The following is a 26,229-nucleotide window of genomic DNA, read 5'->3' as shown; positions in this document are numbered from 1 at the left end:
GAAACGGCCATCCGCGGATGGCCGTTTTTGTGTCAGCCGCCCTGGTTAACGATCGAAATTGTTTCAAAGTCGCCAAGTAGGCTACTTTGATGTAGAAAACGGCCCCTGAGTCGCCACGACTTCAACCCTTTTGCGGCGAAAGGAGACGCTCATGATTTTCCCGGACATGAAAGGCCTGCCCATCCACCACGTAATGGTGCGCACGGTCAAAGAATTCATCGACGATGAAATGTCGACCTACGCCTCGGCGCTGGCCTATCAAATGCTGTTCTCGCTGTTCCCCTTCATTCTGTTCCTGATTGCCCTGATCGGTTTCCTGCACCTGCCGGACTTCTTCTCCTGGCTGCGCCTGCAATCGGAACTGGTGCTGCCGCCCCAGGCCCTGGAACAAGTGAATCCGGTGATTGATCAACTGCAGCAATCCAAGGGGGGCTTGCTCTCGATTGGTATCGTCATCGCCTTGTACACCGCCTCGGCGGGGGTGCGGCTGATGATGAGCGCGATGAACGCCGCTTACGACGTGGTCGAAGGCCGCCCGGTGTGGAAGCGTTTTCCGCTGTCGATTTTCTACACCATCGGCATCGCCGGCATGCTGCTCGCCGCCGCTGCGCTGATGGTGCTCGGGCCACAGGTGATGGGCTGGATTGCCGCGCAGGTTGGTCTCGAAGACTTTATCGTCACGGTCTGGACCATCGCGCGCTGGCCAGTGATCGTGATTCTGATGATGGTGGCAGTGGCATTGATCTATTACGTCATGCCCGACGTGCGCCAAGAGTTTCGCTTTATTACCCCCGGCTCGGTGCTGGCGGTGGTGGTGTGGATCATCGCCTCGTTGGGTTTCGCGTTTTACGTCAAGACCTTCGCCAACTACAACGCCATGTATGGCAGTATCGGCGCGATCATCGTGCTGTTGCTGTACTTCTACATTTCCGCCGCGGTGCTGTTGCTCGGCGCGGAAATGAACGCGGTGATCGAACACATGTCGACCGAAGGCAAAGACCCTGGCGAAAAGGTCCCCGGCGAGCACGACCACGAAACCAAACACCACGTTTCGGGACTGGGACGGGACCACTCGCTCAAACCGAACACTGACGAAGCCTGAACATGATCCGTGAAATCCTGAAAATGGGCGACGAGCGCCTGCTGCGCATCGCGCCACCAGTCCCCGCCGAAATGTTCGACAGCCCCGAGTTGTGGCAATTGATCGACGACATGTTCCAGACCATGGAAAGCGTCGGCGGCGTTGGCCTGGCCGCGCCGCAGATCGGTGTGGACCTGCAACTGGTGATCTTCGGTTTCGAGCACAGCGAACGCTATCCCGACGCCGAAGCCGTGCCGCAGACGATCCTGATCAACCCGCTGATCACGCCATTGAGCCCGACCCTGGAAGAGGGTTTCGAGGGTTGCCTGTCGGTGCCGGGTTTGCGCGGCGCGGTGGATCGTTATCAACACATTCGCTATGAAGGTTTCGATCCCAAGGGCCAGCCGATCGTGCGCATTGCCTCGGGGTTTCATGCGCGGGTGGTGCAGCATGAATGCGATCACCTGATCGGCCGGTTGTACCCGTCGCGGATCACGGACTTCACCAAGTTCGGGTTTACCGAAGTGATGTTTCCAGACATGGATCCTGCGGCAGACGATTAACCCGAACCCACCACAAAACCAATGTGGGAGCGGGCTTGCTCGCGAATGCGGTGTGTCATTCAACAATCATGTCGACTGACACTCCCTCTTCGCGAGCAAGCCCGCTCCCACAGGTGATCTCCACAATTTTCAGATCTTCACTTGGCGGGTTTCACAAACCGCAACGTCATCCGGTCCGACTCACCAATCGCCACATACTTCGCCTTGTCCTTCTCCCCCAACGTCAACGCCGGCGGCAAGGTCCAGACGCCTTCGGGATAATCCTTGGTGTCTTTCGGGTTGGCGTTGATCTCGCTTTTTTCCTCAAGCTTGAACCCCGCATCTGTCGCCAGTTTCACCACATATGCGGTGGTCAGGTAACCGCTGTGCTTGATCTCGTCCAGCGACGCGCCGTCCTTGGCCCGGTGATCCACCACGCCGAGCACGCCGCCGGGCTTCAACACCTTGAAGAACGACTCGAACATCAGTGGCGCCGTGTCGGCCAGCACCCAGTTGTGCACGTTGCGGAAGGTCAGCACCGTGTCGGCGGAACCGGGTTTGCCCAGCACCGGGGCCTTGGGGTCGAACTCGACCACTTGGGCCTTGGCGTATTGCGCCGGGGCGGCGGCGAATTTGGCCTTGAGGGTTTCTTCGTTTTTGCGCGCGTAATCACTGACCGTTGGCGCCTGCACGGCGGCAATGTAGTTGCCGTGATCCTTGAGCAACGGCGCCAGCAATTCACTGTACCAACCGCTGCCGGGCGTGATTTCGATGACAGTCTGATTCGGGCGCAAACCGAAGAATTGCAACGTCGGTTGCGGATGCCGGTAGACGTCGCGCACCACGTTCTGCGGCGCGCGCCAGGTGCCCTTGAGCACCTCGGCGTATTGCGCGGCGGAGACGGGTTGGGTGTCGGCGGCGTGGGCCAGAACCGGGGCGAGCAGGGCGGTGAGGGTCAGGGCAAGTAAGGCAGGTTTCATGGAGCGTCCTTGGCGAAGTCGAAGTCGATCCCGAGGCTAGCACGCAGCCATCGAGGGCCGATCACACATTATTGTCGGTCGACCTCACCAACGGTTCTAAGCCCATGGCGATCATCGGTTTGCTGCGGGCGTAACGGCTCAGGCGTTCGACCATGGCGTAGGGCATCTGCGGGTCGACAGTAAAACCCCGGCGCTCGTAAAACCCGCGCAAGTCCGGATGGCAATACAACCAGACCGGGCTGTCGAGGCCCTTGACCGCTTCAGCGATCAGCGCGGCGGCGATGCCTTGTTCACGGCACGCGGGATCGACGAACAACCCCGTCAACCAATGCCCGCCCGCCACCGGCCGCAGACACAATGCCGCGACAATTTCCCCGCGCCGGGCAACCCACAATTGCGCATCACGCACCGCTTTCATCGGCGATTGGTGGGCGCGGTAAAACTTGTTCATCAACGGCCATAACGGCTCGTCGAGCAAAGCGTACTGAGTGTCTGGCATGGGCTTGAGCTGTCGATTGGCTAGGCCGGCGATTATAAAAGAACGCGGGCGGCGCGATAGGTGTATACCTGACTTCACATCCCGTATGAGTGGAGTACGTATCATGGCCAAAGGCATGGATTCAAAGAAAGCGGCAAAGAAAAAACCGGCAAAAACCGCCGATGAAAAGCGCGCGGACAAGAAGGCCAAGAAGGTGGATGTGTTCGGGCACTAATGGCCAAGTCACCCTGTACTCCCTGTAGGAGCTGCCGAAGGCTGCGATCTTTTGATCTTGATTTAAAAAACCAGAGTCAAAAGATCGCAGCCTTCGGCAGCTCCTACAGGGGCAGTGTTGAATCAAGAAAATAATCTGCAAGATTTCCCCACGTTGTTGCACAGAGAGGGACAAGTCCCGTTCTGAGCAACGCCATGTCCCATTACTTCGACGCCGCCCATCGAGCAGAAATCGACACCCTGCGCCAACGCCTGACCGCTCGCACCGAGTGGCCGACGTGGTTGTTGCTGATCGGTGTGTACGTCGGCTGGTTCAGCATCGTCCTGAACAGTGAACGCTTGGGACTTTGGTGGAGCACGGCGTTGCTGATCCCCTTGGTGGTGCTCTGGTTGTCGGTGCAGCACGAATTGCTCCACGGTCATCCCACCCGCTGGCTGGCGCTGAACAAATTCCTCGGTTATGCACCGTTTGCGGTGTGGTTTCCCTACACCCTCTATCGCAACAGCCATTTGCTGCATCACCACGACGAAGACCTGACCGTCCCCGGTCGCGACCCGGAAAGCCGTTACCTCAGCGCCAGGCACTGGCAGCGCAGTTCCGTGTTCAAACAGGCGCTGCACCGGCTGAACAAGACCGTGTTGGGGCGCGTTACGGTTGGCGCGCCGATGGCGTTGCAAGCCCTGGCGCGCAAGGAACTGCGACGCCTGCGCGCGGGCGAGCGCCAGGCCTGGTTGATGTGGCTGACCCACGGCACGCTCACCGTGTTGATGTTGGCCTTCATCGCCCGCTACAGCGCGTTGCCGGTGTGGCATTACGTGCTGCTGATCAGCGTGCCGGCGCTGTCGATTGCCATGATTCGCTCCTACTATGAACACCGGCCCAGCGCCCAACCCGAGCAACGGACCGTGCTCAATGAAGCGTCGTGGCTGTGGAGCTGGCTGTTCCTGAACAACAACCTGCATCTGGTGCATCACGATTTGCCGAGCCTGCCCTGGTATGACTTGCCCAAGGCTTATCAGGCACGTCGCGAGCAATGGCTGGCGCGCAGTGGCGGGTTTTTGGTGCAGGGTTATGGGCAGTTGTGGCGGTTACATGGAGTCAGGGCGGTTGACAGCCCGCAACATCCATTTCATTGATTAACAGTGATCCCCTGTGGGAGCGGGCTTGCTCGCGAAGGCGGTGTGTCAGTCGACAGAAAGGGTGCCTGACACACCGCTTTCGCGAGCAAGCCCGCTCCCACATGGGGTTCATTGTTGGATGGGAATAATTTGATGACAGCAAAAATCGCCGAGCTACTGATGTACACCGCCCCCGAGCCCATCCGTCAGGCCAACGAACGCTGGCTGACGCGCATCCTTGAGCGGCTCGGCGTCACCCGCCAAAGCGCCGAAGGCCTGTCGCTGCCCGACCTCTGGCGCTCCCCAAACCTGCTGCTGACGCAAACCTGCGGCTACCCGCTGATGACCCTGTTGCGTGGTCAGGTCCGGGTCGTCGGCCGTCCGCGTTACGAATTGCCGGACAGCAATGGCGGCAATCATTGCAGCCTGCTGCTCAGCCGCGCCGACGATCCTCGTCGCACGCTGCCGGCGTTTCACAACAGTCGCGGGGTGATCAATGACGAAGGTTCCAATAGCGGCATGAACTTGCTGCGCCATCGACTGGCGCCGCTGCACCGCGACGGCCAGTTCTTCACCAGCGTCGGCATCAGCGGCGCTCACCGCGAAAGTCTGCGTTGGTTGCGCGAAGACCGGGCCGACCTGGCCGCCATCGACAGCGTGACCTTCGCCTACCTCGCGCGGCACGCCGAAGCGGAAGTGGCCGGCCTGCGCGTCGTTGCCCGAAGCGCGTTCAGCCCGACCTTGCCCTACATCACCGCCGCGAGCGCCAGCGATGAGCAGATCGAGGCGCTTCGACGGGTGATGAACGAGACGTTGCGCGAGTTGCCGGACGTGGCTGAAATCCTCGGTCTGCAAGAAGTCTTGCCCGCGACGCAGAGCGACTATCAGGTGGTGCTCGATTACCAGCAGGAAGCCGAGGCGTTGGGCTACGGGCGGTTGCGTTAGGTGAAAAAAGATCAAAAGATCGCAGCCTTCGGCAGCTCCTACAGGTACTACGCCAATCCCTCGTCGAACACCAATCCCCCCGTAGGAGCTGCCGAAGGCTGCGATCTTTTGATCTTGCACCTATAAATTCCATAATCGAATATAAAAATGCCTTTTAAGTATTATTAAAGAATAAGGATCCCCGGCTAGAATCGCGCCACCGGATCACCGGACATTCAGCGACCCCCTAACCCTTGGAGCCCCTATGTCCGGCGCCGACCTTTCCCATCGCAACCACATGGGCGGATTGTTCCGCGCGCATTACGCCTGGCTGTGCGCTCGGTTGCGTCAGCAGTTGGGCGCCAGTGCCAGCGTCGAAGACATCGCTTCTGAAACCTTCGTGCAATTACTCGAATCCCCGGGGCTGACGCCGATTCGCGAGCCCCGTGCCTTGCTGACCACCATCGCCCAGCGCCTGATCTATCAGCTCTGGCGCCGCCGGGACCTGGAGCGTCGGCACCTCGAACAATGGCAGCCACTTGAGCCCGAACAGGCGCAGTCGCCCGAAACATGGCTGCAACTGACCCAGGTTTTGCACGGTCTCGACCGTACCCTTGAACGTTTGCCAGGCAAGGTCCGGGCGACGTTTCTGTTGTCGCGTATCGACGGTTTGACCTACCCGCAAATCGCCGCCGAGCTGGGCATTTCTCAGCGTTCGGTCAGCGTCTACATGACGCGCTCCCACGCCTTGTGCGCGCAGCACAGCGCCAATGAACCCCTAAATAGAACGACCCAGAGGTCTGCATGAGATCGATCAAAACCCTGCTCGGCAGTTCGCTGCTGGCCCTGAGCCTGATGGCTACCCACGCTTCCGCCACCGAAAAAGCCGCGCCGATTCACTTTGGCGACATCACGTGGGAAAGCGGCAGCTTCATCACCGAAGTCCTGCGCCTGATCGTCGAGAAAGGTTACGGCTACCCGACCGACACCTTGCCGGGCAGCACCGTCAGCCTCGAAGCGGCGCTGGCCAAAAACGATATCCAGGTGATCGGTGAGGAGTGGGCCGGGCGCAGTCCGGCGTGGGTCAAGGCGTCGAACGAGGGCAAAGTGTTCGGCCTCGGCGATACCGTCAAAGGCGCCACCGAAGGCTGGTGGGTGCCGGAATACGTGATCAAGGGTGATCCGGAACGCGGGATCAAACCGTTGGCCCCGGAACTGAAATCCGTCGCCGACCTGCCCCGCTACAAAGACGTGTTCCGCGACCCGGAAGACCCGAGCCGTGGCCGTTTCCTCAACAGCCCTACTGGCTGGACCTCGGAGATCGTCAACAGCCAGAAACTCAAGGCCTATGACCTGACCGCTGACTACGTCAACTTCCGCACCGGTTCGGGCGCGGCATTGGATGCCGAAGTCGCCTCGTCGATCCGCCGTGGCAAACCGGTGCTGTTCTACTACTGGTCGCCGACGCCGTTGTTGGGTCGCTTCAAACTGGTGAAACTCGACGAGCCGGCGTTCGATGCCGAAGCCTGGAAAACCCTGGCTGACGCCAACAACCCGCATCCGAAAGGCACCCGCTCCATGCCGGCGAAATTGGCGATTGGCGTGTCCGCACCGTTCAAGACCCAATACCCGGACCTGGTGGCGTTCTTCGAAAAGGTCGATTTGCCGATTGATCTGCTGAACCAGACCCTGGCGCAGATGAGCGAAAAACGTCAGCAACCGCGCCAGGTCGCCGAAGCGTTTTTGCGTGATCAGCCGCAGGTGTGGAAGGGCTGGGTACCGGGGGATGTGGCGAGCAAGGTGAGTGGGAGTTTGTAGGTTTGCCTGATGCTTCAGCGGTGTTTGTCAGATAGCCTTCGCGAGCAAGCCCGCTCCCACATTGGATTTCTGGTGTTCACAAATGTTGTGTCCGCCGAAGATCCCCCTGTGGGAGCGGGCTTGCTCGCGAATAACCTCCAGCCCTACACCGCTTCTGCCGCCAACGCTGCCTTCACCGCCGGGCGCTGATCAATCCTTGCCTGAAACCGAGCCAACGCCGGCCACTGCTCCAAATCAATCCCGAATACCGACGTCCAGCGCAGCACCGTAAACAAATACGCATCCACCACGCTAAACTCACCTGCCAGCAAATAATCCTGCTGCTCCAGCGTGCGAACCAACACCGCAAAACGCTTGAACAATTTCTCCTTGATCAGCGTCTTCACCTCCTCGGGAACCTGCGCATTGAACAGCCAACCGAGCCCGCCATGAATCTCGGTCGAAACGAAGTTCAGCCATTCCTGCAACCGCACCCGCTCGAACGTGCCGTTGGCCGGTGCCAGATTCGCCTCGGGCCGCAGGTCGGCCAGGTATTGCAGGATCGCCGGGCCTTCGGTCAGCACCTGGCCGTTGTCCAGTTGCAACGTCGCGACATAACCCTTGGGATTGATCGCGAGGAAGTCCTCACCGGCGGCGGTTTGCTTGGTGCTGTTATCGACACGAATCAAGGCGAAGGGCAGACCCAGTTCGCGCAGCACAATGTGCGGCGCCATCGAGCAGGCGTGCGGGGCGTAATACAACTTCATGGGCAGGGCTCTGGTTGGGGATTTGCGCCAGTGTCATAGTGCGCGCCGGGCTTCGTAAAATTAATCTTTCAGAAAAGTGCCATAAGGACAGCTACTGCCATGATGAATCTGATGCATTGGCGAATGGTGGTGGCGGTGGCCGATACCGGCAACATTACCCGGGCGGCCGAGCGGGTCGGCATGACGCAGTCCGGTGCCAGCCAGGCGCTGGCGCTGATTGAAGAAACGTTGGGCGTTCAACTGTTCAGCCGGGAAAACCGCCAGACCCTGCCGACCGCCATCGGCCTGCCGGTGATCGAGCAGGCGCGCACCATGCTCGGCGCCCTGGAAACCATTCGCAGCACCGTCGACGCCGCCAAAGACGTCCAGCGCGGGAGCATTCGCCTGGCCAGTTTTCCGATGGTGCTGGCGACATTCCTGCCGCCGCTGTTGCGCCAGTTCAATCGGCTTTACCCGGGCATTCAAGTGGTGGCCCTGGAGGTCAGCGACGACGAAGTGGAAACGCTGCTCGAAGCCGGGCTGGTGGACGTTGGCGTGGTGTTGAACCCGGCGCCCGAGCGCAATGTCGGGCGCTTGGGGCGCGATGCCTGGGTGGCGGTGCTGCCCGGCGGCCATCCCTTGGCGCGCGGCACGACCGACGACGGCATCAACCTTGCGCAATTGGTGACGCAACCCTTTGTGTTGGCCACTGGCGGTTGTTCGACCAACGCCCGCAGCCTGGCGGCCGACGCCGGATTGCAACTGCTGGACGTGCGGGCCGAGGTCCGTGAGTGGAGCAGCGCGTTCACCCTGGTGCGGGAAAACATCGGCGTGAGCGTGGTGCCCGAAATGACACTGCCGACCAATCGCCAGGGCTTGCGGATCCTTGCGCTGACGCCGCGCATCGAACGCGAATTTGCCTTGGTCGTGCCGGCGCACAAGGCGCCGTCGGCAGCCGTCCAGGCATTGCTGGGCATGCTGGCCGATCAATAATCCGCCTCGGATGCTGAACCGATTTTGTCCTCAATACTGGCCGACTAGTGGCCTTGCGTCCTGCAGGTCGCTGTCTATGCTCACTCGTAACTAGCGATGTCGGTCGCCATATCAAGGATTCGCGACCGCTGCGCAAGCCCGAAAAAAGCCCCAAGAGTGCGCAACCCAAGGCATCGACACTGAACAACAAGGAGCGGTGCGGTAAATGGAGTTACTTGCTAAAAAGTTAGGGTTGGCCCCGCCGGGCTATCAAGAGAAGGATGCCTTGATAAGAGCGTTGCTACATGGACTCTCCGATTGAACATCATTTATCACCTGACCAATCCTTCCTGTGGAGGGATGCGTGTGCCTGTTCCGTGGAACGTAGTGGTGGATCTTGAAAGACCAAGAACTTTCATCAATCAAAAAACCGCGCTAAAGGTGATAGAACCATGTTTAACCTACATCACAAGGCTGACCTGCTGGAGATCGAACGTTTCAACTGTGCGTTGACCGAGGCCAATGCCAAGTTGGCGGCGGTCAGTCGCTCGATGGCGATGATCGAATTCAGCCCCGACGGCATTGTGCTCGATGCCAACGACAACTTTTGCGCGACCATGGGTTACAGCGTCGAAGAAGTGCGCGGTAAACACCATCGGATCTTTTGTGAAGAGGCGTTTTATCGCAGCGAGGAGTACGCCAAGTTGTGGCGTGACCTGGCCCGTGGTGAACCGGTCAGTGGCGCTTTTCTACGGTTGAACAAGGCCGGTCGGGAGATTTGGCTTGAAGCCAGTTACATGCCGGTGTTCGGGCCGGATCGCCAAGTCAGAAGTGTGATGAAAGTGGCCGCTGACATCACTGATCGAATCAATAAAGAACACGAAGAGGAAAGCATGCTCGCGGCCATCGGGCGGTCCATGGCCGTGATCGAATTCACTCCGGACGGGCGCGTGATTACGGCCAACGACAACTTTCTGAAAACCATGCACTACTCGCTTAACGAAGTGGTCGGCCAACATCACAGTCTGTTTTGCCACCGCGCCGAAGCCGAGTCCGCGCAGTACAAGGCGTTCTGGGCATCACTCAATCGCGGCGAATACCACTCGCACCGTTTCGAGCGCAAAGACAAACATGGTCATACGGTTTTTCTGGAGGCGTCCTACAACCCGTTGTTTGACAGCAAGGGTCGGTTGTACAAAGTGGTCAAGTTCGCCAGCGACATCACCCATCAAGTCACGACCCTGCAAACCGCCGCAGAATCGGCCCACAGCACTTCGGTACAAAACGACGCCTGCGCGCAGAAAGGTTCCCAGGTGGTTCAGCAAACGGTGCAGATCATCCAGGACATTTCCCGCGACCTCAACGAAGCGGCGGTGAGCATCGATGCGGTGAGCAAGCAATCCGACATCATCGGCACCATCGTCCAGACCATTCGCGGCATTGCCGACCAGACCAACCTGCTGGCACTCAACGCCGCCATCGAAGCGGCCCGGGCCGGGGAGCATGGGCGCGGGTTTGCGGTGGTCGCCGATGAAGTCCGCAGCCTGGCGGCACGCACCAGTCAGGCGACACTGGAGATCGTCGATGTGGTGCGCAAGAACCACGATTTGTCATTGAGCGCGGTGTCGAGCATGCAATCGAGCTTGAGCCGAACCGGGCTAGGCGTGGAACTGGCGAACGAGGCGGGGGAGGTGATCCTGGAGATTCAACAAGGATCGCGGCACGTGGTGGATGCGATCAGCCAGTTCAACTCAACCCTGCAGTTGAACTGATCCCAGCAACACCACCAATCAAAAATGTGGGAGCGGGCTTGCTCGCGAAAGCGTCGTGTCAGACACCATTGATGTCAACTTACACATCGCCTTCGCGAGCAAGCCCGCTCCCACAGTTGATTTGTGGTGTTTGACAGGTTTTGCTCAGCCGTTAAAGCGAAGCCAGAAACTTATCGACCACCTGAGGCCCATCAGCCTTCTCGGTACTGCCGTTTTCCTTGTCAGCCTGGGCCAGTTTCATCTTGTCCTGAAGGCGTTCGGCGATCTCTTTGCCGACGGCCAGTTGTTGCGCCGGCGGCATGGCTTGCAGCTGATCTTCGGTGATGCCCATTTCTTTCAGGATACTGTCGCGCAGCCGCTGTTCCGGCGTTTTGCTCATGTAGTCCTTGAAGTCGGCCATGGCGGCGCTGTCGGTGGACTTGGCCTTGTCATCGTCCGGGACGGATGCTTGCAGGCCCACGCGGGTTTTCGCGAACGCTTCGTCAACGTTGTCGCTGATGGTGCTTGCCGCGCTGACTTGCTGGGTGGCGGTGTTCAGTCCGGACGACTGCACATTGGTGCTGTCCTGCTTGATTTGCGCCACGGTGTTTTGCGCGTTCTGGATCAAACCACTGTACAGCGCGCTCGCGGCGGCCGTGGTCGGGTCCATGTCGGTGCGCTGGGTCTTTTGAACGATGGAAGCTTGATGGGCACTGACCAACATGATGAATAAACCTGTAGGTAATTGCTGTTGAGTCTGTAAGAGCAATTAGCGTGCCGCCGCTGAAAGCCTCTATTTACGGGGCGATTCAGCAGCGGCGGCGGTCAGAACTTGCCGCCGGGCGGCAGACGGCAACCGCTTTAGCGGTGAGCGATGTTCTCCAGCGCCAGGTTGCGGGTTCTGGGCCCGAAGTAACCGATGGTGATCATCACGATCAACATGCTGCTGACGATGAACGCCAACACTCCCGGCGTGCCGAAGTGTTCGAGAAAAATCCCGATCAGCAAACTGCTGAACACCGTCGACAAGCGACTGAAGGAATAGCAGAAGCCCACGGCCCGGGCGCGGATGTTGGTGGGGAACAGTTCGCTTTGGTAGGAGTGGTAGGCGAAGCTCAGCCAGGCGTTGCAGAACGTGATCATCACCCCGCAGACGATCAACCCGAGCGCGCTGGTCTGTAGCGCGAACAGCGTGCCGAAGGTCATGGCGCCCAGGGCCGAACCGACGATTTGCCACTTGTTCTCGAAACGGTTGGCGAACTTCACAAACAGCAGCGGCCCGAGCGGATAGGCCAACGTGATGATGAAGGCGTACATCAGGCTGTGGGTGACGCTCACGCCTTGGCCGGACAGCAGCGCCGGCAACCAATTGCCGAAACCAAAGAATCCGATGGCCTGGAACACGTGGAACACGATCAGCATCAAGGCGCGACGGCGATAGGGCGGCTGCCAGATATCGGCGAAGCGGCCTGTGCCCTGAACGTCCACTGCCGCCAATTCCGGTTCGTCCAGCGGTTTGCCCTGATCCTTCACGCAACGGGCTTCGATGCTGTCGAGAATGCGGCTGGCCCCATCAAAGCGACCATGCTGCGCCAACCAGCGCGGCGACTCCGGCAGCCGCGAACGCAACCACCAGATAAACAACGCAAACACCGCGCTCGCCAGCACCACCCAACGCCAGCCCGACACCCCGAACGGCGCCTGCGGTACCAGCCACCACGACATCAATGCCACCGCCGGCACCGACAAAAACTGCACGAAAAACGCAAAGGCAAACGCCGAACTGCGCATGCGTTTGGGCACCAGTTCCGAGAGGTAGGCGTCGATGGTCACCAACTCGATGCCGAGGCCGATGCCCACCAGAAAGCGCATGCCGATAATGCCCAGCGCCGAACTCTGCACGCCCATGGCCACGGTCGCGACCGTGTACCAGATCAACGCAAAGGTGAAGATCGCCCGGCGACCGAAGCGGTCCGCCAAAGGACTGAGCAGGCTCGCGCCGAGAAACAAACCAAGAAACGTCGCCGACGCAAAGGCAGCCTGATCGGAGAAACCGAATACGCCCTGACTGCCCGTGGCGAAGATGCCGTCGCGGATCAGGCCGGGGCTGATGTAGGCGGTCTGGAACAAATCATAGAGTTCGAAAAAACCACCAATCGATAGCAATGCCACCAACCGCCAGATAGTGGCGACGGCAGGGAGGCGGTCGATGCGAGCGGAAATCTGTGCGGCACGAACAGGGTCGATACCGTCTGATTGAACAGCGGCGAGGGCGTGAGCAGACATGGGCTGATCCGATTCTTGTTGAACGGGAAGCTTAGCCTGCTATCGGAAATGAATGGTTGCAAATCTTTGCGGATTTGCAGCGGAATTCGCCGGGTTATTCCAATAACGCCTTGGGTTTTAAGGGTTTATGGCGCGATCGGGATATCAAACTCCCGAAACGCGTCATCCACCGGTTCGTAACCCAACACCCGCGTGGTTTCGCTGAGATCGAGGCGCTTGAAGCGATTATTGGAGATGCCGTGGGCGATCAGGTGCTGCACGCCTTCGACTTCCACCGCGCGTTGCAGCAGTTGCACTGCATCCCGAGGGCTGAGCCAGGCGCTCAAGTCCCGGGCATTGGTCAGTTCGTGGCGGTCCGGGAACTCGAAGGCGCCGATGCGGATGGCGATGGTCGAGAGCCCGCGTTTGGCTGCGTAGAACGCGCACAATGCCTCGCCATAACATTTGCTCACGCCATACAGATTGGCCGGCATGACCTGCATGCCCGGGGTGATTTGCCGGTCCACCGGATAGCCCTCGATGGTTTGCGCGCTGCTGGCGAACACCAGCCGTTTGCAACCGGCAGCCACCGCCGCTTCGAACAGGTAAGTGGTGGCCAGAATGTTGTTGGGCAGCAATTCATCGAAGGTCGCCGTGGCGTGGGGAATGCCGGCGAGGTGGACGATGACGTCGATGCCTGTGAGCACTGCTTCTATCGCTTTGGGATCGGCCATGTCCAGGCGTACGAAGTGGTGGGGAGCATCGACGGCGAAGTCGGGTTCGATGCGGTCAGTCAGTACGAAGGTGTAACGCTCCTTCGATGCTTCGAAAAAGGTTTTGCCGATTCTGCCGCAGGCGCCGGTGAGCAGTACGTTGAGTCCGTTCATGCATCTCTCATTCTATGGGGACAGGAGCTAATGCCCGTCCGTTAAGCCGTAAAGCGACCTGTAGCAGCTGGCGAAGCCTGCGTTCGGCTGCGAAGCAGTCGTGAAATCAGCCGACGCGTGTCTTCAGGAAGACCCCGCGCTCAGTTTTTACGACTGCTGCGCAGCCGAACGCAGGCTTCGCCAGCTGCTACAAGGCGTGTGTTTTGCGTGTCAGGGGCTAGGGCAAGCCATTGCAACCATGTTTCAGGAAACCCGAACGCTGTGCCAGCCGTTGGAAATATTCATCGACCGCAGGGTAGTCCGGCCGCTCCATCGGCGTCATCAGCCAGCGATTGACCGACAGGCCGATAACAATGTCAGCCAGGGTAAACCGTGGCCCGGCGACATAGGCTTTCGTGGCCGCGAGCTGGTGCTCAAGAATGCCCATCTTGTGGTTCCAGTCGTTGATACCGACGCCAATCTGATGCGGGTCCTGGAACTCCGGATCTTTGCGCACCAACGCAGTGAACGCGTAGCCCCACGACCGATTAAGTTCGGTGGCCTGCCAATCCATCCACTGTTCCACCCGAGCACGGGCCGCTGGTTCAGTGGGCAGCAATTCGTGGTTGTGATGCTTGCCGGCCAGGTAACGGCAAATGGTGTTGGACTCCCACAACACCCCGGCGTCATCAATGATCACCGGCACCTGAGCGTTGGGGTTGAGCCGGGTGAACTCGGGGCTGTGGGTCGAGGCAAAACCGCTGCCCCAATCCTCACGTTCGTAGGAAACGCCCAGTTCTTCACAGGTCCACAGGACTTTTCTGACGTTGATGGACGATGCTTTACCGAGAATCTTCAGTGCATGTTCCATGGAGCTACTCCTTTAGCGAATCGACGCCTCGGGAATCTAACATTAAGTCGGATCTGGGAGTGCCGACGCCGGCAAACCAAACGTGCGATCAAACAACCAGTTGAACGCGAAGGTGTAGCACGGGATGAACAGAATCAGCGCCAAGTCGAGCAAAAACGCCTGCACCAGGTTGATGTTCATCCACCAGGCAATCAACGGGATGAGAAACACTATCAAGGTTAGTTGAAAACCCACGGCATGGGCGATGCTGTTGGTGGTGCAGCCGTACTCGACGCGGGACGGCTCAAGTGCTTGAGCTTCAGGAATATTGAGAACAGCTTGGTGCTGCCAGTGCACGCGGTGTGGCTCAAGCGCCAGCCGTTGCAGAAGGGCGCGTTGGCCTTCGTAGGGCTAATGTCCGGCGCATAACCCCTGTAGGAGCTGCCGAAGGCTGCGATCTTTTGACTTTGATTTTTTTAACAACCAGATCAAAAGATCGCAGCCTTCGGCAGCTCCTGCGGGGGTTTGAGCGCTACGTAGGAAATCGCTGTAGGAAAGCCGTTTCAGCAGGTTTCCAAAGGCTACAGCTTCTTGCTCCATTGCCTACAACTACGCCAGAATCCGCCGGCTTGTGCGTCTGGTTCCGGGATTTTATTGTTGCCGGGTCGCTGCCAATTCAGCGATCGGGTCTAGCAGCCCGGGTACTTTAGACGCACGCGTTCACCGTTCGTGGTCCGTTCACGTTATGGCGGCTGTGCGTGGGAAGATCTTCGGATCTACCGGGTTCTAGAGTCCTGGTCTGCTAGCCCGCGCACGGCTGTCACCTTATTTTCGCCTAGCAGCGAATCGTGGCAGCTCCATCACTCTAGGAGCGTAATCATGTTCAAACCTACTCCCAACCCGCCGCGCAAAATCAGTCCCATGTTCAGCGTCTCGACGGACCTCAACAACGAAACCCTATTGGCGCACGCCTGCGAATCACTGGCTTCGGCCAATGTCATGATCAATGACTTCGCGACCTTTCTGGACAACCCGCATCGCAACACCGCGCTAGGTATTGCTCAGATCATTCTGTCGGCGCAACTGGCGGTGAATCGAGCGCTGGATAACCTCGATCCCCAAGACTGACCGCTGACCCATGGCGAGGCGCGCCCCTGTAGGAGCCGCCGAAGGCTGCGATCTTTTGATCTTGCTTTTGAAGGTCAAAGTCAAAAGATCGCAGCCTTCGGCAGCTCCTACAGGGCACGCGTACAGATTTGAGAGTGTCAGGTGCTTTCCCGCACCTTCAACTCAAACCCCATGTCCTGCACCGGTTTGGCCACGGAGTTACCGGCCATCAACGTCAGCATCTGCTCCGCCGCTCGCCGGCCGATCGCCTCGCGCGGGGTGTTGATGCTGCTCAGGCGCGGCACCATGTGGGCCGAGGCGGGCAGGTCGTTGAAGCCGAGGACCGCAATTTGCTCGGGGATCTTGATCCCGCAACGCATGGCCTCAAGCAACGCGCCTTGGGCCAAATCGTCGTTGCCGAAGAAGATCGCATCCACATCCGGATGGCTGGCCAGCAGTTGCAGGAACAGTTCGCCACCCAACCCGACAGAAGACGCACGCGGCGTCAGCACTTCGAGGTCCGGATCGTACAAACCGGCCTTTTGCAGGGCCTTGCGAAAGCCTTCGCCGCGCAACAATGTGCGTTGATCCAGTTGCGCGCCGATATAGGCCAGCCGCTTGCGACCACGAGACAGCAAATGCTCGGCCGCTGTTTCGCCCGCAGCAAGTTGCGAGAAGCCGACGCAGTTCACCCCGGCGGCGCTGTCCAGTTCCATCATGTACACGCAGGGAATGTTGCTCGCCTCGATCATCCGCCGCGAACTTTCGGTGCGGTCGAAACCGGTCAGCAGCAAGCCGCGTGGCTGATAAGCCATGTAGTTGCGCAGCAGGTTTTCTTCTTCATCGCGGGAGTAGTGGAAGTTGCCGATCAGCACTTCAAAGCCCTTGGGCCGCAAAACCTGATGAATGGCTTCCAGGGTGTCGATGAACAGCAGATTGGACAGCGACGGCACCAACACCACCACCGAATGGCTCTGGGCCGAGGCCAGGGCGCGCGCGGCGGGGTTGACCACGTAGTTCAGCTCAAGCGCGGCTTTCTGCACTTTTTCCACCAGTTCGGTGGCCACGGTGCTGACCCCGCGCAAGGCCCGGGAAGCGGTGATCGGACTGACGCCGGCCAGGCGTGCGACTTCGTTGAGGGTAGGGCGGCCAGTGGTGCGTGTATTTTTGTCGTTTTTAGGGGTGGTCATCGGGGCGGCTTGCCAAACAAAATTCAAGGCACTAAGGTAGCGCTGTCTCGATGCAGCTGCAAATGTGTGAGCGGGGTTTGCCTGATCCTCGTTCTTTGGCGTCGCGAACGAACATGCTGCAACCCACAAAAATGACAAAAAGGCGTCGGCAACTTCTGCTTTTGCACTAGAGTTTTACCTGGCAAAGGTAGCGCTGTCTGCGCGCTGAGGTGTTTCATGAATCATCCCATCACCGCCCTGGTCATCATGGGCGTTGCCGGTTGTGGCAAGACTTGCGTCAGCGAAGCCTTGTGCCAGCTCAGCGGCGCGACTGCCATTGAAGGCGACACTTTCCACCCTGCCGCCAATATCGAAAAGATGAGCGCGGGTATTCCCCTGAACGATGAAGACCGTGCCGGCTGGCTCGACAGCCTGTGCGACGAACTGCGCCGTGTTGACGCCCAGGGCCAACGCCCGGTGTTGACCTGCTCGGCCCTCAAACACAGTTATCGCGAAGTACTGCGCAGCGCCTTGCCGGGCCTGGGCTTCGTGTTCCTTGAGCTGACCCCTGAAGTCGCCGCCGAGCGTGTATCGCACCGCCCGGGCCACTTCATGCCATCGACCTTGATCGACAGTCAGTTCGCCACCCTTGAATCCCCCGTGGGCGAGCCCCTGACCCTGGCTCTCGACGCGTCGAACCACAGCGTCGAACAACTGGCCAAGCAGGCGCATGCCTGGTGGCTGGAACACGGTTTGAAACTCGCGGTATGAGTTTTCCTCGAAGAGATAGCGCTGTCCTTATGGCTTGCGAATTACCCGCTTTAATAACAACAACAATCAGGAGACACCCCTAATGTTTGGCATGTCCCACGAGTCGTTCCTGCTGCTAGATGCAGTGGTTACCGTGATCGGGCTTATCGTCTTGATCACCAAGTTCAAATTCCACCCGTTCATTGCCCTGATCATCGCCGCCGGTTTCCTCGGGCTGACCTCCGGCATGCCGGTGGGCACCATTCTGAAAGCGTTCCAGGACGGCTTCGGTGGGGTGCTCGGTTTTGTCGGGATCATCCTCGCGCTGGGCACCATGCTCGGCAAAATGATGGCCGAGTCGGGCGGGGCGGATCAGATTGCCCAGACCCTGATTCGCGCGTTCGGTAAAGAACGCGTGCAGTGGGCGATGATGTTCGCGGCCTTCCTGGTCGGCATTCCGCTGTTCTTCGAAATCGGCTTCGTGCTGTTGATTCCGCTGGTGTTCATCGTGGCCCGGCGCACCGGCGTGTCGATCATCAAGATCGGCATCCCGCTGCTGGCCGGTCTGTCGGCGGTGCACGGTCTGGTTCCGCCGCACCCGGGGCCGCTGCTGGCGATTGGCGTGTTCGGTGCCGACATCGGTAAAACCATTCTGTACGGCCTGATCGTAGCGCTGCCGACCGCCATCATTGCCGGTCCGATTTTCGGTACGTTCATTGCCAAGTACATCCCGGGCCATGCCAACCAGGAACTGGTGGATCAACTGGCGCGCGAGCCGCAGGCCACCACGTTGCCGAGCTTCAGCATCACCCTGATCACCGTGCTGCTGCCGGTGTTCCTGATGTTGCTCAAGACTTTTGCCGACGTGGCGCTGCCGGACGGGCACTTCTTCCGCAGTTGGATGGACCTGATCGGTCACCCGATCTCGGCGCTGCTGCTGGCGTTGCTGCTGTCGCTGTACACCTTTGGCCATCGTCAGGGCATCGGTTCGAAACAAATCCTGAAACTGCTGGACGCGAGCCTTGCGCCGACCGCCGCGATCATTCTGATCATCGGTGCCGGTGGTGGCTTCAAGCAGATGCTGGTGACCAGCGGCGTGGGTGACGTGATCGGCCACATGGCGGTGAATGCGCAGATCTCGCCGATTCTGTTGGCCTGGCTGGTGGCAGCGGTGATTCGTGTCGCGACCGGTTCTGCGACCGTGGCGACCATTACGGGCGCGGGCATTGTGGTGCCGGTGGTGGGGATGATTCCGGGTGTGAACCGTGAGCTGCTGGTGCTGGCCACCGGTGCCGGTTCGTTGGTGCTGTCCCACGTCAACGACGCAGGTTTCTGGCTGGTGAAGCAGTACTTCAACATGACCGTGGCCGAGACGTTCAAAACCTGGACCGCGATGGAAACCATCCTGTCCGTGGTGGCGCTGGGCTTTATCTTGCTGTTGTCGTTGTTCGTCTGACACGATCGCCGAACACAAAAAAACCGCAGCGATGCGGTTTTTTTGTGGGTGAATAAAAAACCCTGCCCCCGTTTCCCCCCGTTTCCCCCGTTTCCCCTGTAATCCCTGTAGGAGCTGTCGAGTGAAACGAGGCTGCGATCTTTTGATCTTGTTTTTTTAGATCAAGGTCAAAAGATCGCAGCCTCGTTTCACTCGACAGCTCCTACAGCTCCTACAGTTCCTACGGTGTCAGGTGTCAGGTGTCAGTTAGAACGTATCAGGCGTTGGTTTTGGCGACCAACCCGTCCGCCCTGAACATCCCGCGAATCCCGCGCACAGCCTGACGAATCCGGTCCTGGTTTTCGATCAGCGCAAAGCGCACATGGTCATCCCCGTACTCCCCGAATCCTACGCCCGGCGAGACGCAGACCTTCGCTTCGGCGAGCATTTTCTTGGCGAATTCCAGCGAACCCAGATGCGCATACGCCTCGGGAATCTTGGCCCAGACGTACATCGACGCTTTCGGGTTTTCGACCATCCAGCCCAATTCATGCAGGCCTTTGACCAGCACGTTGCGCCGCTGCCGATATTGTTCGGCGATGTCTTTGACGCATTGCTGATCGCCTTCCAGCGCTGCAATGGCCGCAACCTGCAACGGCGTGAATGTGCCGTAGTCGTGGTAACTCTTGATCCGCGCCAAGGCGTTGACCAGTTCGGCGTTGCCGACCATGAAACCAATGCGCCAGCCGGCCATGTTGTAGCTCTTGGACAGGGTGAAAAACTCCACCGCGATGTCCTTGGCGCCGGGCACTTGCATGATCGACGGGGCTTTCCAGCCGTCGTAGACGATGTCGGCGTACGCCAGATCGTGCACCACCAAAACGTCGTACTGTTTGGCGAGGGCGATCACGCGTTCGAAGAAATCCAGCTCCACGCACTGCGCGGTCGGGTTCGACGGGAAGCCGAGGATCATCATCTTCGGTTTCGGGATCGAGCCGCGAATGGCGCTTTCCAGTTCGGCGAAGAAATCCACCCCCGGAATCAGCGGCACCGAGCGCACCTGGGCGCCGGCAATCACGGCACCGTAGATGTGAATCGGGTAGCTCGGGTTCGGCACCAGCACGGTGTCGCCCTGATCAAGGGTGGCCAGCATCAAGTGCGCCAGGCCTTCCTTGGAGCCGATGGTCACAATGGCTTCGGTTTCCGGGTCGATATCGACCGCGTAGCGATCCTTGTACCAGTTGGAAATCGCCCGGCGCAGACGCGGAATGCCCTTGGACGTGGAATAACCATGGGTGTCTTCGCGCTGGGCGACGGTCACCAGTTTTTCGACGATGTGCGGCGGGGTCGGGCCATCGGGGTTGCCCATGCTGAAGTCGATGATGTCTTCGCCACGACGACGGGCGGCCATCTTCAGCTCGGCAGTGATGTTGAATACATAAGGGGGGAGTCGATCTATGCGCGCAAAGCGGCGCGGCGAACCTGGGTTAGCCATTGTTGCCTCGGATAACGTGAGCGCCCGGAACCGTCCGAGCGACGCTGGCCACTGCGGTGGCCTGTGGCGGAATGTAAGGGCTGTTGTGGCAAACTGTCCAGCGTCTGTGTAAACAAAAATTTCCGAAGGAAACGGGTTGATGGAATTTAGCAGTGGCTTCTTGCTGAGCCTTTCGCTGTGCCTGGATATCGGCGTGGCCAACATCGCGATGATCACCCTGGCCATGCAACGCGGCTATTTTCAAGGTTTTGCGCTGGGGTTGGGGACCTGCGTCGGCGACCTGATCTACGCCGTGCTGGCGCTGGCCGGGATGACCGTTTTGCTGCAATACGAAACCGTGCGCTGGGTGCTGTGGATCGGTGGTTCGGCGCTGTTGCTGTACTTCGCAGCGAAGATGATCTACTCGGCGATCCACCACGAAGCGGTGCTGGCCCAGGCCGAGGAGGTGGGAAACAACTCCCATCGACGTGAGTTTTTTCGCGGCATCTTCCTCGCCATGTCCTCGCCCAGCGCCATTCTCTGGTTCGCCGCCGTGGGCGGCACGCTGATTGCCCGTTCCGGTGGCAGTGGCGCCCTCAGCTCGGCTTTGTTTCTCGGCGGTTTCCTGTGTGCCGGGGTGCTCTGGTGCGTGGCTTTATGCTTCGCCGCGAGTCACGGCGGCAAGTTGCTGGGGGACAAGCTGCTGCGCTACTCCTACATGGCATCGGCGGCGATCTTCTGTTATTTCGCGGTCTACGTGATCCTATCGGGTTACAACGAGTTCATCGGCAAGGCTGCCGTCGGGCAGGTTCCCGGGCTCTGACTGGGAGAATCGGGCAAGGCTTCTATACTCCCAGCCGAACCCACCCTTTTTGCACCAGGAGTTGAGTCATGGATGAGCAAACACGCGTCAAACCGGCCGAGCCACGCTTCGAGAGCGGGCATTTCCTGCTCATTGCCGGGCTTGGCGGGCGATTTACCCAGGAAACCTCCAAGAAAATCCCCGATCTATGGGAAAAGTTCATCCCCGAGATCGGCAAGATTCCCGGTCAAAAAAGCGAAGTGACCTACGGCATCTGCTGCAATCCCGACGGCATGGGCGGGTTCGAATACATCGCCGGTGTTGAAATCAGCAAACTCGACGACCTGCCGGACAAGTACCGCTGGGTCGAAGTCCAGCCGCAGCATTACGCGGTGTTTGAGCACAAAGGCTCGCTGGATACCTTGCCCGAGACCTTTCAGTACATCTGGAAAACCTGGTTGCCGCAGTCCGGTCGTCAGGCAGCGGATGCCCCGGAGTTCGAACGCTACAGCGAGGACTTCAACCCGAAGCTCAATACCGGCGTGCTGGAAATCTGGTTGCCGCTCAAGGATTGAAAACCGCGAGAGGCGGACTGCGCGTCCGCCTCTCGATGGGTTATTTGCCCTGCTTCAACCGTCGTGCCCGCAACAGGTCGATGGACAAGGTGATAAAGCCAAACGCGCTGATGCCCAACAGCATAAGAAGGCCGATCTGAACGCTGCTCATGGTGTGTTCCCCCTATGGATGATCAGAGACAGGGACCACCAATAATCCGATTCACCGAGCAATGACAGCGCCTATACACAGGCTTTACGGCGCCGGCGGTGATCGATATGCACACCTTATTCCTCTATGATCGGCCACCTCTCCAACGCTGAAACCGAGCTGCCATGAACACCGTCATCCGTCACGTCACCCCCGCCGACCTGGACCGCTGCTTCGCCATCGAAACCGTGGCCTACGAAGGCGACGAAGCCGCCACCCGGGAAAAAATCGCCACCCGCATCGCCACCTGGCCCGACGGTTTTATCGTGGCCGAAGTCGATGGCGTTGTAGCCGGTTTCGTCAATTCCGGTGCGGCGTTTGAAGTGGAAATGTCGGACGAAGCGTTCAAGGAACTGGTCGGCCACGACCCAAAAGGCCCGCATGTGGTGATCATGTCAGTGGTGGTGCACCCGGATTATCAGGGGCAGGGCTTGGCAAAACGCTTGATGGGCGAGTTCATCGAGCGGATGCGCGGCTTGGGCAAGGCCAGCATTCATTTGATGTGCAAGGAACGGCATATCCCGCTGTACGCCGGGTTCGGATTTGCCTACATCAAACCGTCGGCCTCGGACCATGGCGGCATGGCTTGGCATGAGATGGTGCTTGAATTGTAAATCTCCAAAACACCGCACAACCCCTGTGGGAGCGGGCTTGCTCGCGAAAGCTGTGTGTCAGTCAATTCAATGCCAACTGATACGCCGCCTTCGCGAGCAAGCCCGCTCCCACATTGGCATGTGTGGATTTCGAATAAACTCAACGATTCAAAAAACCAACCCCATCCGCCGCTCATACCCGATCCGCCCCTTGTACGCCTCGCCGCTATCAACAAACCCATACCGGGCATACAGCGCAATAGCCGCGTCATTGTCAGCATCGACCGACAGTTCCAAGCCCTTTATTTCCGGAAACGCCAGTCGTGCCGCCTCGGGCAACGCTTGCAGGCAAGCCTTGCCATAGCCTTTGCCCTGTGAACGTTGATCGACTTGCAAGGCGTGCAATGTGGCGCTGTGTTCATTCGCCCAGGCCGGCAATACGGGCGGGCGTTTGAGCAGCAGGAACGCGACGGGAATCTCGTCCACCAGCAGGGCAAAGCCTTTAACGCCGGGGCCGGGTTTGGACAGCAAGGTGTGCAACGCACCGTGGATGTCGCCGGAGAATTTGATTTGTTCCTGGTGAACTTCGATGGCCTCGACCTGCTGGCGCTGGAGCGCGTTCAGGCTTTCGTAAGGCACGAGTCGAGCGGTCATGGGTGGTGTCCTTTTCCGAAATTTCCCACATGAAAGTGCGACGCGGATTCTAGACAATTTGTTTCGGTGGTAATTTTTTATTTCTGTTGTCGATTCAACGTTACGCCGAACGACTAGAGGTGTCTTCACCACAAAAACCATGGAGAACCACCATGAACTCGCAAACCCAAATCCATAACCTGATCGAAAACTACCGCCAGGCCGTCATGGCTAAGGACGTGGAAAAAGTCATGGCGCTGTACGCCGATGACATCGTCTCCTTCGACGCGGTCAAGGCCCTGCAATTCAAGGGCAAGCCTGCCTACCGTGCCCATTGGCAGGCCTGCATGGAGATGTGCCCGGGCCCGCATATTTTCGAGTTCCACGAGATCGATATCGCGCCGTCGCAAGAGATCGCCTTCGCCCACTGGCTGGCGCAATGTGGCGGCACCAACGAAAAGGGTGAAACCCAGTCGTGCTGGATGCGCGTCACGCAGTGCTACCGGCAAGAAGCGGGGCTCTGGCAGATTGTCCATGAGCACTGGTCGGCACCGTTCGACATGACCAGCGGCGCGGCGCTGTTCGACCTGAAACCCTGATCGTCGGAAAAGCCGCCAGAGCACCAAACAGCAGCCATAGTTGATCAGCCGATCACGGAGAGCCCCATGAAATACCTATGCCTGGTTTACAGCAACGAGCAGGCGCTGCACTCACTGCCCGACAGCCCCGAGGACGCCGAGTGCATGGCCTACGCCGAGTCGATCCAGGGCAGCGGCCGCATGATTGCCGCCGAAGCGCTGGAGTCGGTGCAGACCGCCACCACCGTGCGGATGCGCAACGGCAAGGTGTCGATCACCGACGGCCCGTTCGCCGAAACCAAGGAGCAGTTGGCCGGCTTCTACCTGATCGATGCCAAGGACCTCAACGAAGCCATCCAGGTCGCCGGCAACATTCCGGCGGCCCGGGTCGGCTGCGTCGAGGTGCGTCCCGTCCGCCAGTTGAATCCCTGAACAATCAACAATAAACAGGAGATCTGCATGAGCCCACAACTTGCCAAACGACAACCTGCCCCCTTCGAGTTGTCGATCAGTCGCCTGATCGACGCGCCTCGGCGCAAAATCTTCCGCGCCTGGACCGAGCCGGCCTTGCTCGCCCAGTGGTGGGGCCCCCACGGCATGACCACGCCGGAGTGCGAAATGGACCTGTGGGTTGGCGGCCAGTTTCGCACCCTGATGCGCGCGCCCGATGGCAGTGAATACCCGACCATGGGCGTGTTTCTGGAGATCGTCGCGCCGGAGCGGCTGGTGTTCACTGACGCGTTTATCCCCGGCTGGATTCCGTCGGGCAAACCGTTCATGAGCGCCGAAGTGACCCTCGAAGATCAGGGCGGCAAAACCCTCTACACGGCCCGCGCCATGCACTGGAGCGAAGAGGATCGCCAGGCCCACGAAGCCATGGGTTTCCACGACGGTTGGGGCCAGAGCCTGGATCGGTTGGTAACGCTGGTGACCGAAGGCATGCCGGACTGATGTCGGCCGAGTCGGTCAAGGCGCGGGTCGAGCAGGTCTACCGCGAAGACTCGCGGCGAATCCTCGCGACCCTGATCCGTTTGCTCGGCGATTTCGACCTCGCCGAAGAGGCCTTGCACGAGGCGTTCTTCGTCGCGGTCGAGCGCTGGCAGCGTGACGGTGTGCCGGACAACCCGCGCACCTGGCTGGTCTCCACCGGGCGCTTCAAGGCGATCGATGTGTTGCGCCGGCGTGCGCGATTCAAGGCGTCGCGGCCGTTGTTGATCGCGCAACTTGAAGAGCTGGAGCAGGCCGACTGGAGTGACGAAGACGTGGAAGACGATCGCCTGCGGCTGATCTTCACCTGTTGTCACCCGGCCCTCGCGGCGGACGCGCAAGTGCCGCTGACCCTGCGGGAAGTCTGCGACCTGACCACGGAGGAAATCGCCCGGGCCTTTCTCTCTGCTCCGGCCGCCATCGCCCAGCGCATCGTGCGGGCCAAAGCGAAAATCCGTGACGCGAAAATCCCTTACCAAGTGCCGTCGCTGGCGGAATTGCCCGAGCGCCTCGACAGCGTGTTGCGGGTGATTTACCTGGTGTTCAACGAAGGTTACTCGGCCTCTGTCGGCGCGGAACTGACCCGGGAAGACCTGACCCGCGAAGCGATTCGCCTCGGGCGGTTGTTGATGGAGTTGTTGCCCGAGCCGGAGGTGATGGGGCTGTTGGCGTTGATGCTGTTGCATGAGTCCCGACGCCCGGCGCGGACCTCGGACACCGGCGAGTTGATCCTGCTGAATGAACAGAACCGTTCGCTGTGGGATGCCGGGATGATTGCCGAAGGTTGTGCGCTGGTGGAGCGCGCGCTGACCCTGCGGCGCTTTGGGCCTTACTGCCTGCAAGCGGCGATTGCGGCAGTGCACGCCGAAGCGCCGACGGCGGGTGAGACGGACTGGCCGCAGATTGTCGGGCTGTATGACTTGCTGCTGCGGGCGGTGCCGTCGCCGGTGATCGAACTGAACCGCGCCGTGGCGCTGGCCATGCGCGATGGGCCGTTGGCGGGGTTGACGGTGGTGGAAGATATTCTGGCGCGTGGGGAATTGCTGGATTACCACTTGGCGCATTCGGCGCGGGGGCAGTTTTGTCGGCAGTTGGGGCGGGTGGAAGAGGCGCGCTCGGCGTATCGGCGAGCGCTGGATTTGACGCAGCAAGCGCCGGAGCGGCGGTTTATCGAGGGGCGGCTCAGGGCGCTGGAATGATGTGGTGGGGCTGCCGGCCTCTTCGCGAGCAAGCCCGCTCCCACAGTGGATCTCTGTTGTGCATAAATCTGTGGCACACAGCAGATTACCTGTGGGAGCGGGCTTGCTCGCGAAGGCGCCAGCAGCATCAAC

General features: G+C 59.6%; 28 protein-coding genes and 2 pseudogenes. 19 read left to right on the top strand and 11 right to left on the bottom strand.

Features of this window, described 5'->3' with window-relative positions:
- Positions 1–151: 151 nt before the first annotated feature.
- Together HB680_RS25135 and def are read left to right on the top strand one after the other, a co-directional pair.
- Positions 152–1,102, top strand: coding sequence for a YihY/virulence factor BrkB family protein (locus tag HB680_RS25135; protein WP_213941113.1), 951 nt, complete (start codon positions 152–154; stop codon positions 1,100–1,102).
- Positions 1,103–1,104: 2 nt separating this feature from the next.
- On the top strand, positions 1,105–1,644 hold the full coding sequence (def, locus tag HB680_RS25130; protein ID WP_213941112.1) for a peptide deformylase: 540 nt from the start codon (positions 1,105–1,107) through the stop codon (positions 1,642–1,644).
- Positions 1,645–1,781: 137 nt separating this feature from the next.
- On the opposite strand, the gene HB680_RS25125 is transcribed toward def, so the two are convergent.
- A complete protein-coding gene (locus tag HB680_RS25125; RefSeq protein WP_213941111.1) occupies positions 1,782–2,603 on the bottom strand; it encodes a methyltransferase in 822 nt (273 codons plus the stop codon).
- A gap of 61 nt (positions 2,604–2,664) precedes the next feature.
- Positions 2,665–3,102 (bottom strand): GNAT family N-acetyltransferase, encoded by a 438-nt coding sequence (locus HB680_RS25120; RefSeq protein WP_213941110.1) that lies wholly within the window; start codon positions 3,100–3,102, stop codon positions 2,665–2,667.
- Between the two features lie 408 nt (positions 3,103–3,510).
- Here HB680_RS25120 and HB680_RS25115 point away from each other — a divergent pair, with 408 nt between their 5' ends.
- The 4 genes from HB680_RS25115 (at position 3,511) to HB680_RS25100 (ending at position 7,176) form a co-directional block, all read left to right on the top strand.
- On the top strand, positions 3,511–4,452 hold the full coding sequence (locus tag HB680_RS25115) for a fatty acid desaturase (RefSeq protein ID WP_213941109.1): 942 nt from the start codon (positions 3,511–3,513) through the stop codon (positions 4,450–4,452).
- Positions 4,453–4,587: 135 nt separating this feature from the next.
- The gene (locus tag HB680_RS25110; protein WP_213941108.1) at positions 4,588–5,379 is read left to right on the top strand and encodes a PhnD/SsuA/transferrin family substrate-binding protein; all 792 of its coding nucleotides are present in this window, start codon (positions 4,588–4,590) and stop codon (positions 5,377–5,379) included.
- 244 nt (positions 5,380–5,623) lie between these two features.
- Positions 5,624–6,166, top strand: coding sequence for a sigma-70 family RNA polymerase sigma factor (locus tag HB680_RS25105; protein WP_213941107.1), 543 nt, complete (start codon positions 5,624–5,626; stop codon positions 6,164–6,166).
- Positions 6,163–7,176 (top strand): ABC transporter substrate-binding protein, encoded by a 1,014-nt coding sequence (locus tag HB680_RS25100; RefSeq protein WP_213941106.1) that lies wholly within the window; start codon positions 6,163–6,165, stop codon positions 7,174–7,176. The genes HB680_RS25105 and HB680_RS25100 overlap by 4 nt, the downstream gene beginning before the upstream one ends.
- A 143-nt stretch (positions 7,177–7,319) precedes the next feature.
- On the opposite strand, the gene gstA is transcribed toward HB680_RS25100, so the two are convergent.
- Positions 7,320–7,922 (bottom strand): glutathione transferase GstA, encoded by a 603-nt coding sequence (gene gstA, locus HB680_RS25095; protein ID WP_213941105.1) that lies wholly within the window; start codon positions 7,920–7,922, stop codon positions 7,320–7,322.
- Positions 7,923–8,021: 99 nt separating this feature from the next.
- Here gstA and HB680_RS25090 point away from each other — a divergent pair, with 99 nt between their 5' ends.
- Together HB680_RS25090 and HB680_RS25085 are read left to right on the top strand one after the other, a co-directional pair.
- Positions 8,022–8,894, top strand: coding sequence for a LysR family transcriptional regulator (locus HB680_RS25090; RefSeq protein WP_213941104.1), 873 nt, complete (start codon positions 8,022–8,024; stop codon positions 8,892–8,894).
- A gap of 431 nt (positions 8,895–9,325) precedes the next feature.
- A complete protein-coding gene (locus HB680_RS25085; RefSeq protein ID WP_213941103.1) occupies positions 9,326–10,645 on the top strand; it encodes a PAS domain-containing methyl-accepting chemotaxis protein in 1,320 nt (439 codons plus the stop codon).
- 151 nt (positions 10,646–10,796) lie between these two features.
- On the opposite strand, the gene HB680_RS25080 is transcribed toward HB680_RS25085, so the two are convergent.
- From HB680_RS25080 to HB680_RS25060, 5 genes and pseudogenes are all read right to left on the bottom strand, one after another.
- Complete coding sequence (locus HB680_RS25080; RefSeq protein WP_213941102.1) at positions 10,797–11,348, bottom strand: hypothetical protein; 552 nt, start codon at positions 11,346–11,348, stop codon at positions 10,797–10,799.
- Between the two features lie 137 nt (positions 11,349–11,485).
- A complete protein-coding gene (locus HB680_RS25075; protein WP_213941101.1) occupies positions 11,486–12,910 on the bottom strand; it encodes an MFS transporter in 1,425 nt (474 codons plus the stop codon).
- A gap of 125 nt (positions 12,911–13,035) precedes the next feature.
- Entirely contained in the window at positions 13,036–13,776 is a 741-nt protein-coding gene (locus HB680_RS25070; protein WP_213941100.1) for an NAD(P)-dependent oxidoreductase, read from the bottom strand.
- A gap of 217 nt (positions 13,777–13,993) precedes the next feature.
- Entirely contained in the window at positions 13,994–14,626 is a 633-nt protein-coding gene (locus tag HB680_RS25065) for a glutathione S-transferase (RefSeq protein ID WP_213941099.1), read from the bottom strand.
- Positions 14,627–14,668: 42 nt separating this feature from the next.
- Positions 14,669–14,872: pseudogene (locus HB680_RS25060) on the bottom strand (PACE efflux transporter); the annotation flags it as partial.
- Between the two features lies 1 nt (position 14,873).
- Here HB680_RS25060 and HB680_RS33140 point away from each other — a divergent pair.
- A pseudogene (locus HB680_RS33140) lies at positions 14,874–15,034 on the top strand (LysR family transcriptional regulator); the annotation flags it as partial.
- Positions 15,035–15,484: 450 nt separating this feature from the next.
- Positions 15,485–15,733, top strand: a complete 249-nt coding sequence (locus tag HB680_RS25055) for a DUF6124 family protein (protein ID WP_213941098.1) — start codon at positions 15,485–15,487, stop codon at positions 15,731–15,733.
- Positions 15,734–15,870: 137 nt separating this feature from the next.
- On the opposite strand, the gene HB680_RS25050 is transcribed toward HB680_RS25055, so the two are convergent.
- Entirely contained in the window at positions 15,871–16,902 is a 1,032-nt protein-coding gene (locus HB680_RS25050; RefSeq protein WP_213941097.1) for a LacI family DNA-binding transcriptional regulator, read from the bottom strand.
- A 216-nt stretch (positions 16,903–17,118) separates the two neighbouring features.
- Between HB680_RS25050 and HB680_RS25045 the strand changes: the two genes are divergently transcribed.
- Both HB680_RS25045 and HB680_RS25040 read left to right on the top strand, forming a co-directional pair.
- Complete coding sequence (locus HB680_RS25045; RefSeq protein WP_213941096.1) at positions 17,119–17,652, top strand: gluconokinase; 534 nt, start codon at positions 17,119–17,121, stop codon at positions 17,650–17,652.
- An 82-nt stretch (positions 17,653–17,734) separates the two neighbouring features.
- Positions 17,735–19,087 carry a GntP family permease gene (locus HB680_RS25040; RefSeq protein WP_163912652.1) on the top strand — a complete coding sequence of 451 codons (1,353 nt, stop codon included), beginning with the start codon at positions 17,735–17,737 and terminating at the stop codon, positions 19,085–19,087.
- A gap of 256 nt (positions 19,088–19,343) precedes the next feature.
- Here the strand turns inward: HB680_RS25040 and alaC are convergent, their stop codons facing one another.
- On the bottom strand, positions 19,344–20,561 hold the full coding sequence (gene alaC, locus HB680_RS25035; RefSeq protein ID WP_169373478.1) for an alanine transaminase: 1,218 nt from the start codon (positions 20,559–20,561) through the stop codon (positions 19,344–19,346).
- A gap of 139 nt (positions 20,562–20,700) precedes the next feature.
- On the opposite strand from alaC, the gene HB680_RS25030 reads away from it, so the two are divergent.
- From HB680_RS25030 to HB680_RS25020, 3 genes are all read left to right on the top strand, one after another.
- Positions 20,701–21,363: a LysE family transporter gene (locus HB680_RS25030; protein ID WP_213941095.1), complete on the top strand. Its 663-nt coding sequence runs from the start codon at positions 20,701–20,703 to the stop codon at positions 21,361–21,363.
- 68 nt (positions 21,364–21,431) lie between these two features.
- The gene (locus tag HB680_RS25025) at positions 21,432–21,917 is read left to right on the top strand and encodes a GyrI-like domain-containing protein (RefSeq protein WP_213941094.1); all 486 of its coding nucleotides are present in this window, start codon (positions 21,432–21,434) and stop codon (positions 21,915–21,917) included.
- A gap of 315 nt (positions 21,918–22,232) precedes the next feature.
- The gene (locus tag HB680_RS25020; RefSeq protein WP_213941093.1) at positions 22,233–22,721 is read left to right on the top strand and encodes a GNAT family N-acetyltransferase; all 489 of its coding nucleotides are present in this window, start codon (positions 22,233–22,235) and stop codon (positions 22,719–22,721) included.
- A 147-nt stretch (positions 22,722–22,868) separates the two neighbouring features.
- Here the strand turns inward: HB680_RS25020 and HB680_RS25015 are convergent, their stop codons facing one another.
- Entirely contained in the window at positions 22,869–23,354 is a 486-nt protein-coding gene (locus HB680_RS25015; RefSeq protein WP_213941092.1) for a GNAT family N-acetyltransferase, read from the bottom strand.
- Positions 23,355–23,506: 152 nt separating this feature from the next.
- Between HB680_RS25015 and HB680_RS25010 the strand changes: the two genes are divergently transcribed.
- From HB680_RS25010 to HB680_RS24995, 4 genes are all read left to right on the top strand, one after another.
- Complete coding sequence (locus tag HB680_RS25010; protein WP_213941091.1) at positions 23,507–23,932, top strand: nuclear transport factor 2 family protein; 426 nt, start codon at positions 23,507–23,509, stop codon at positions 23,930–23,932.
- A 66-nt stretch (positions 23,933–23,998) separates the two neighbouring features.
- Positions 23,999–24,343, top strand: a complete 345-nt coding sequence (locus tag HB680_RS25005; RefSeq protein ID WP_213941090.1) for a YciI family protein — start codon at positions 23,999–24,001, stop codon at positions 24,341–24,343.
- A 27-nt stretch (positions 24,344–24,370) separates the two neighbouring features.
- Complete coding sequence (locus HB680_RS25000) at positions 24,371–24,862, top strand: SRPBCC family protein (protein ID WP_213941089.1); 492 nt, start codon at positions 24,371–24,373, stop codon at positions 24,860–24,862.
- A complete protein-coding gene (locus tag HB680_RS24995; protein ID WP_213941088.1) occupies positions 24,862–26,097 on the top strand; it encodes an RNA polymerase sigma factor in 1,236 nt (411 codons plus the stop codon). Before HB680_RS25000 ends, HB680_RS24995 begins: the two co-directional genes overlap by 1 nt.
- Positions 26,098–26,229: the final 132 nt, after the last annotated feature.

This window comes from Pseudomonas sp. dw_612, assembly GCF_018449725.1.
GTDB lineage: Bacteria > Pseudomonadota > Gammaproteobacteria > Pseudomonadales > Pseudomonadaceae > Aquipseudomonas.
Note: the sequence above shows the minus strand (reverse complement) of the source record. Positions and strands in the feature narration are given on the sequence as shown.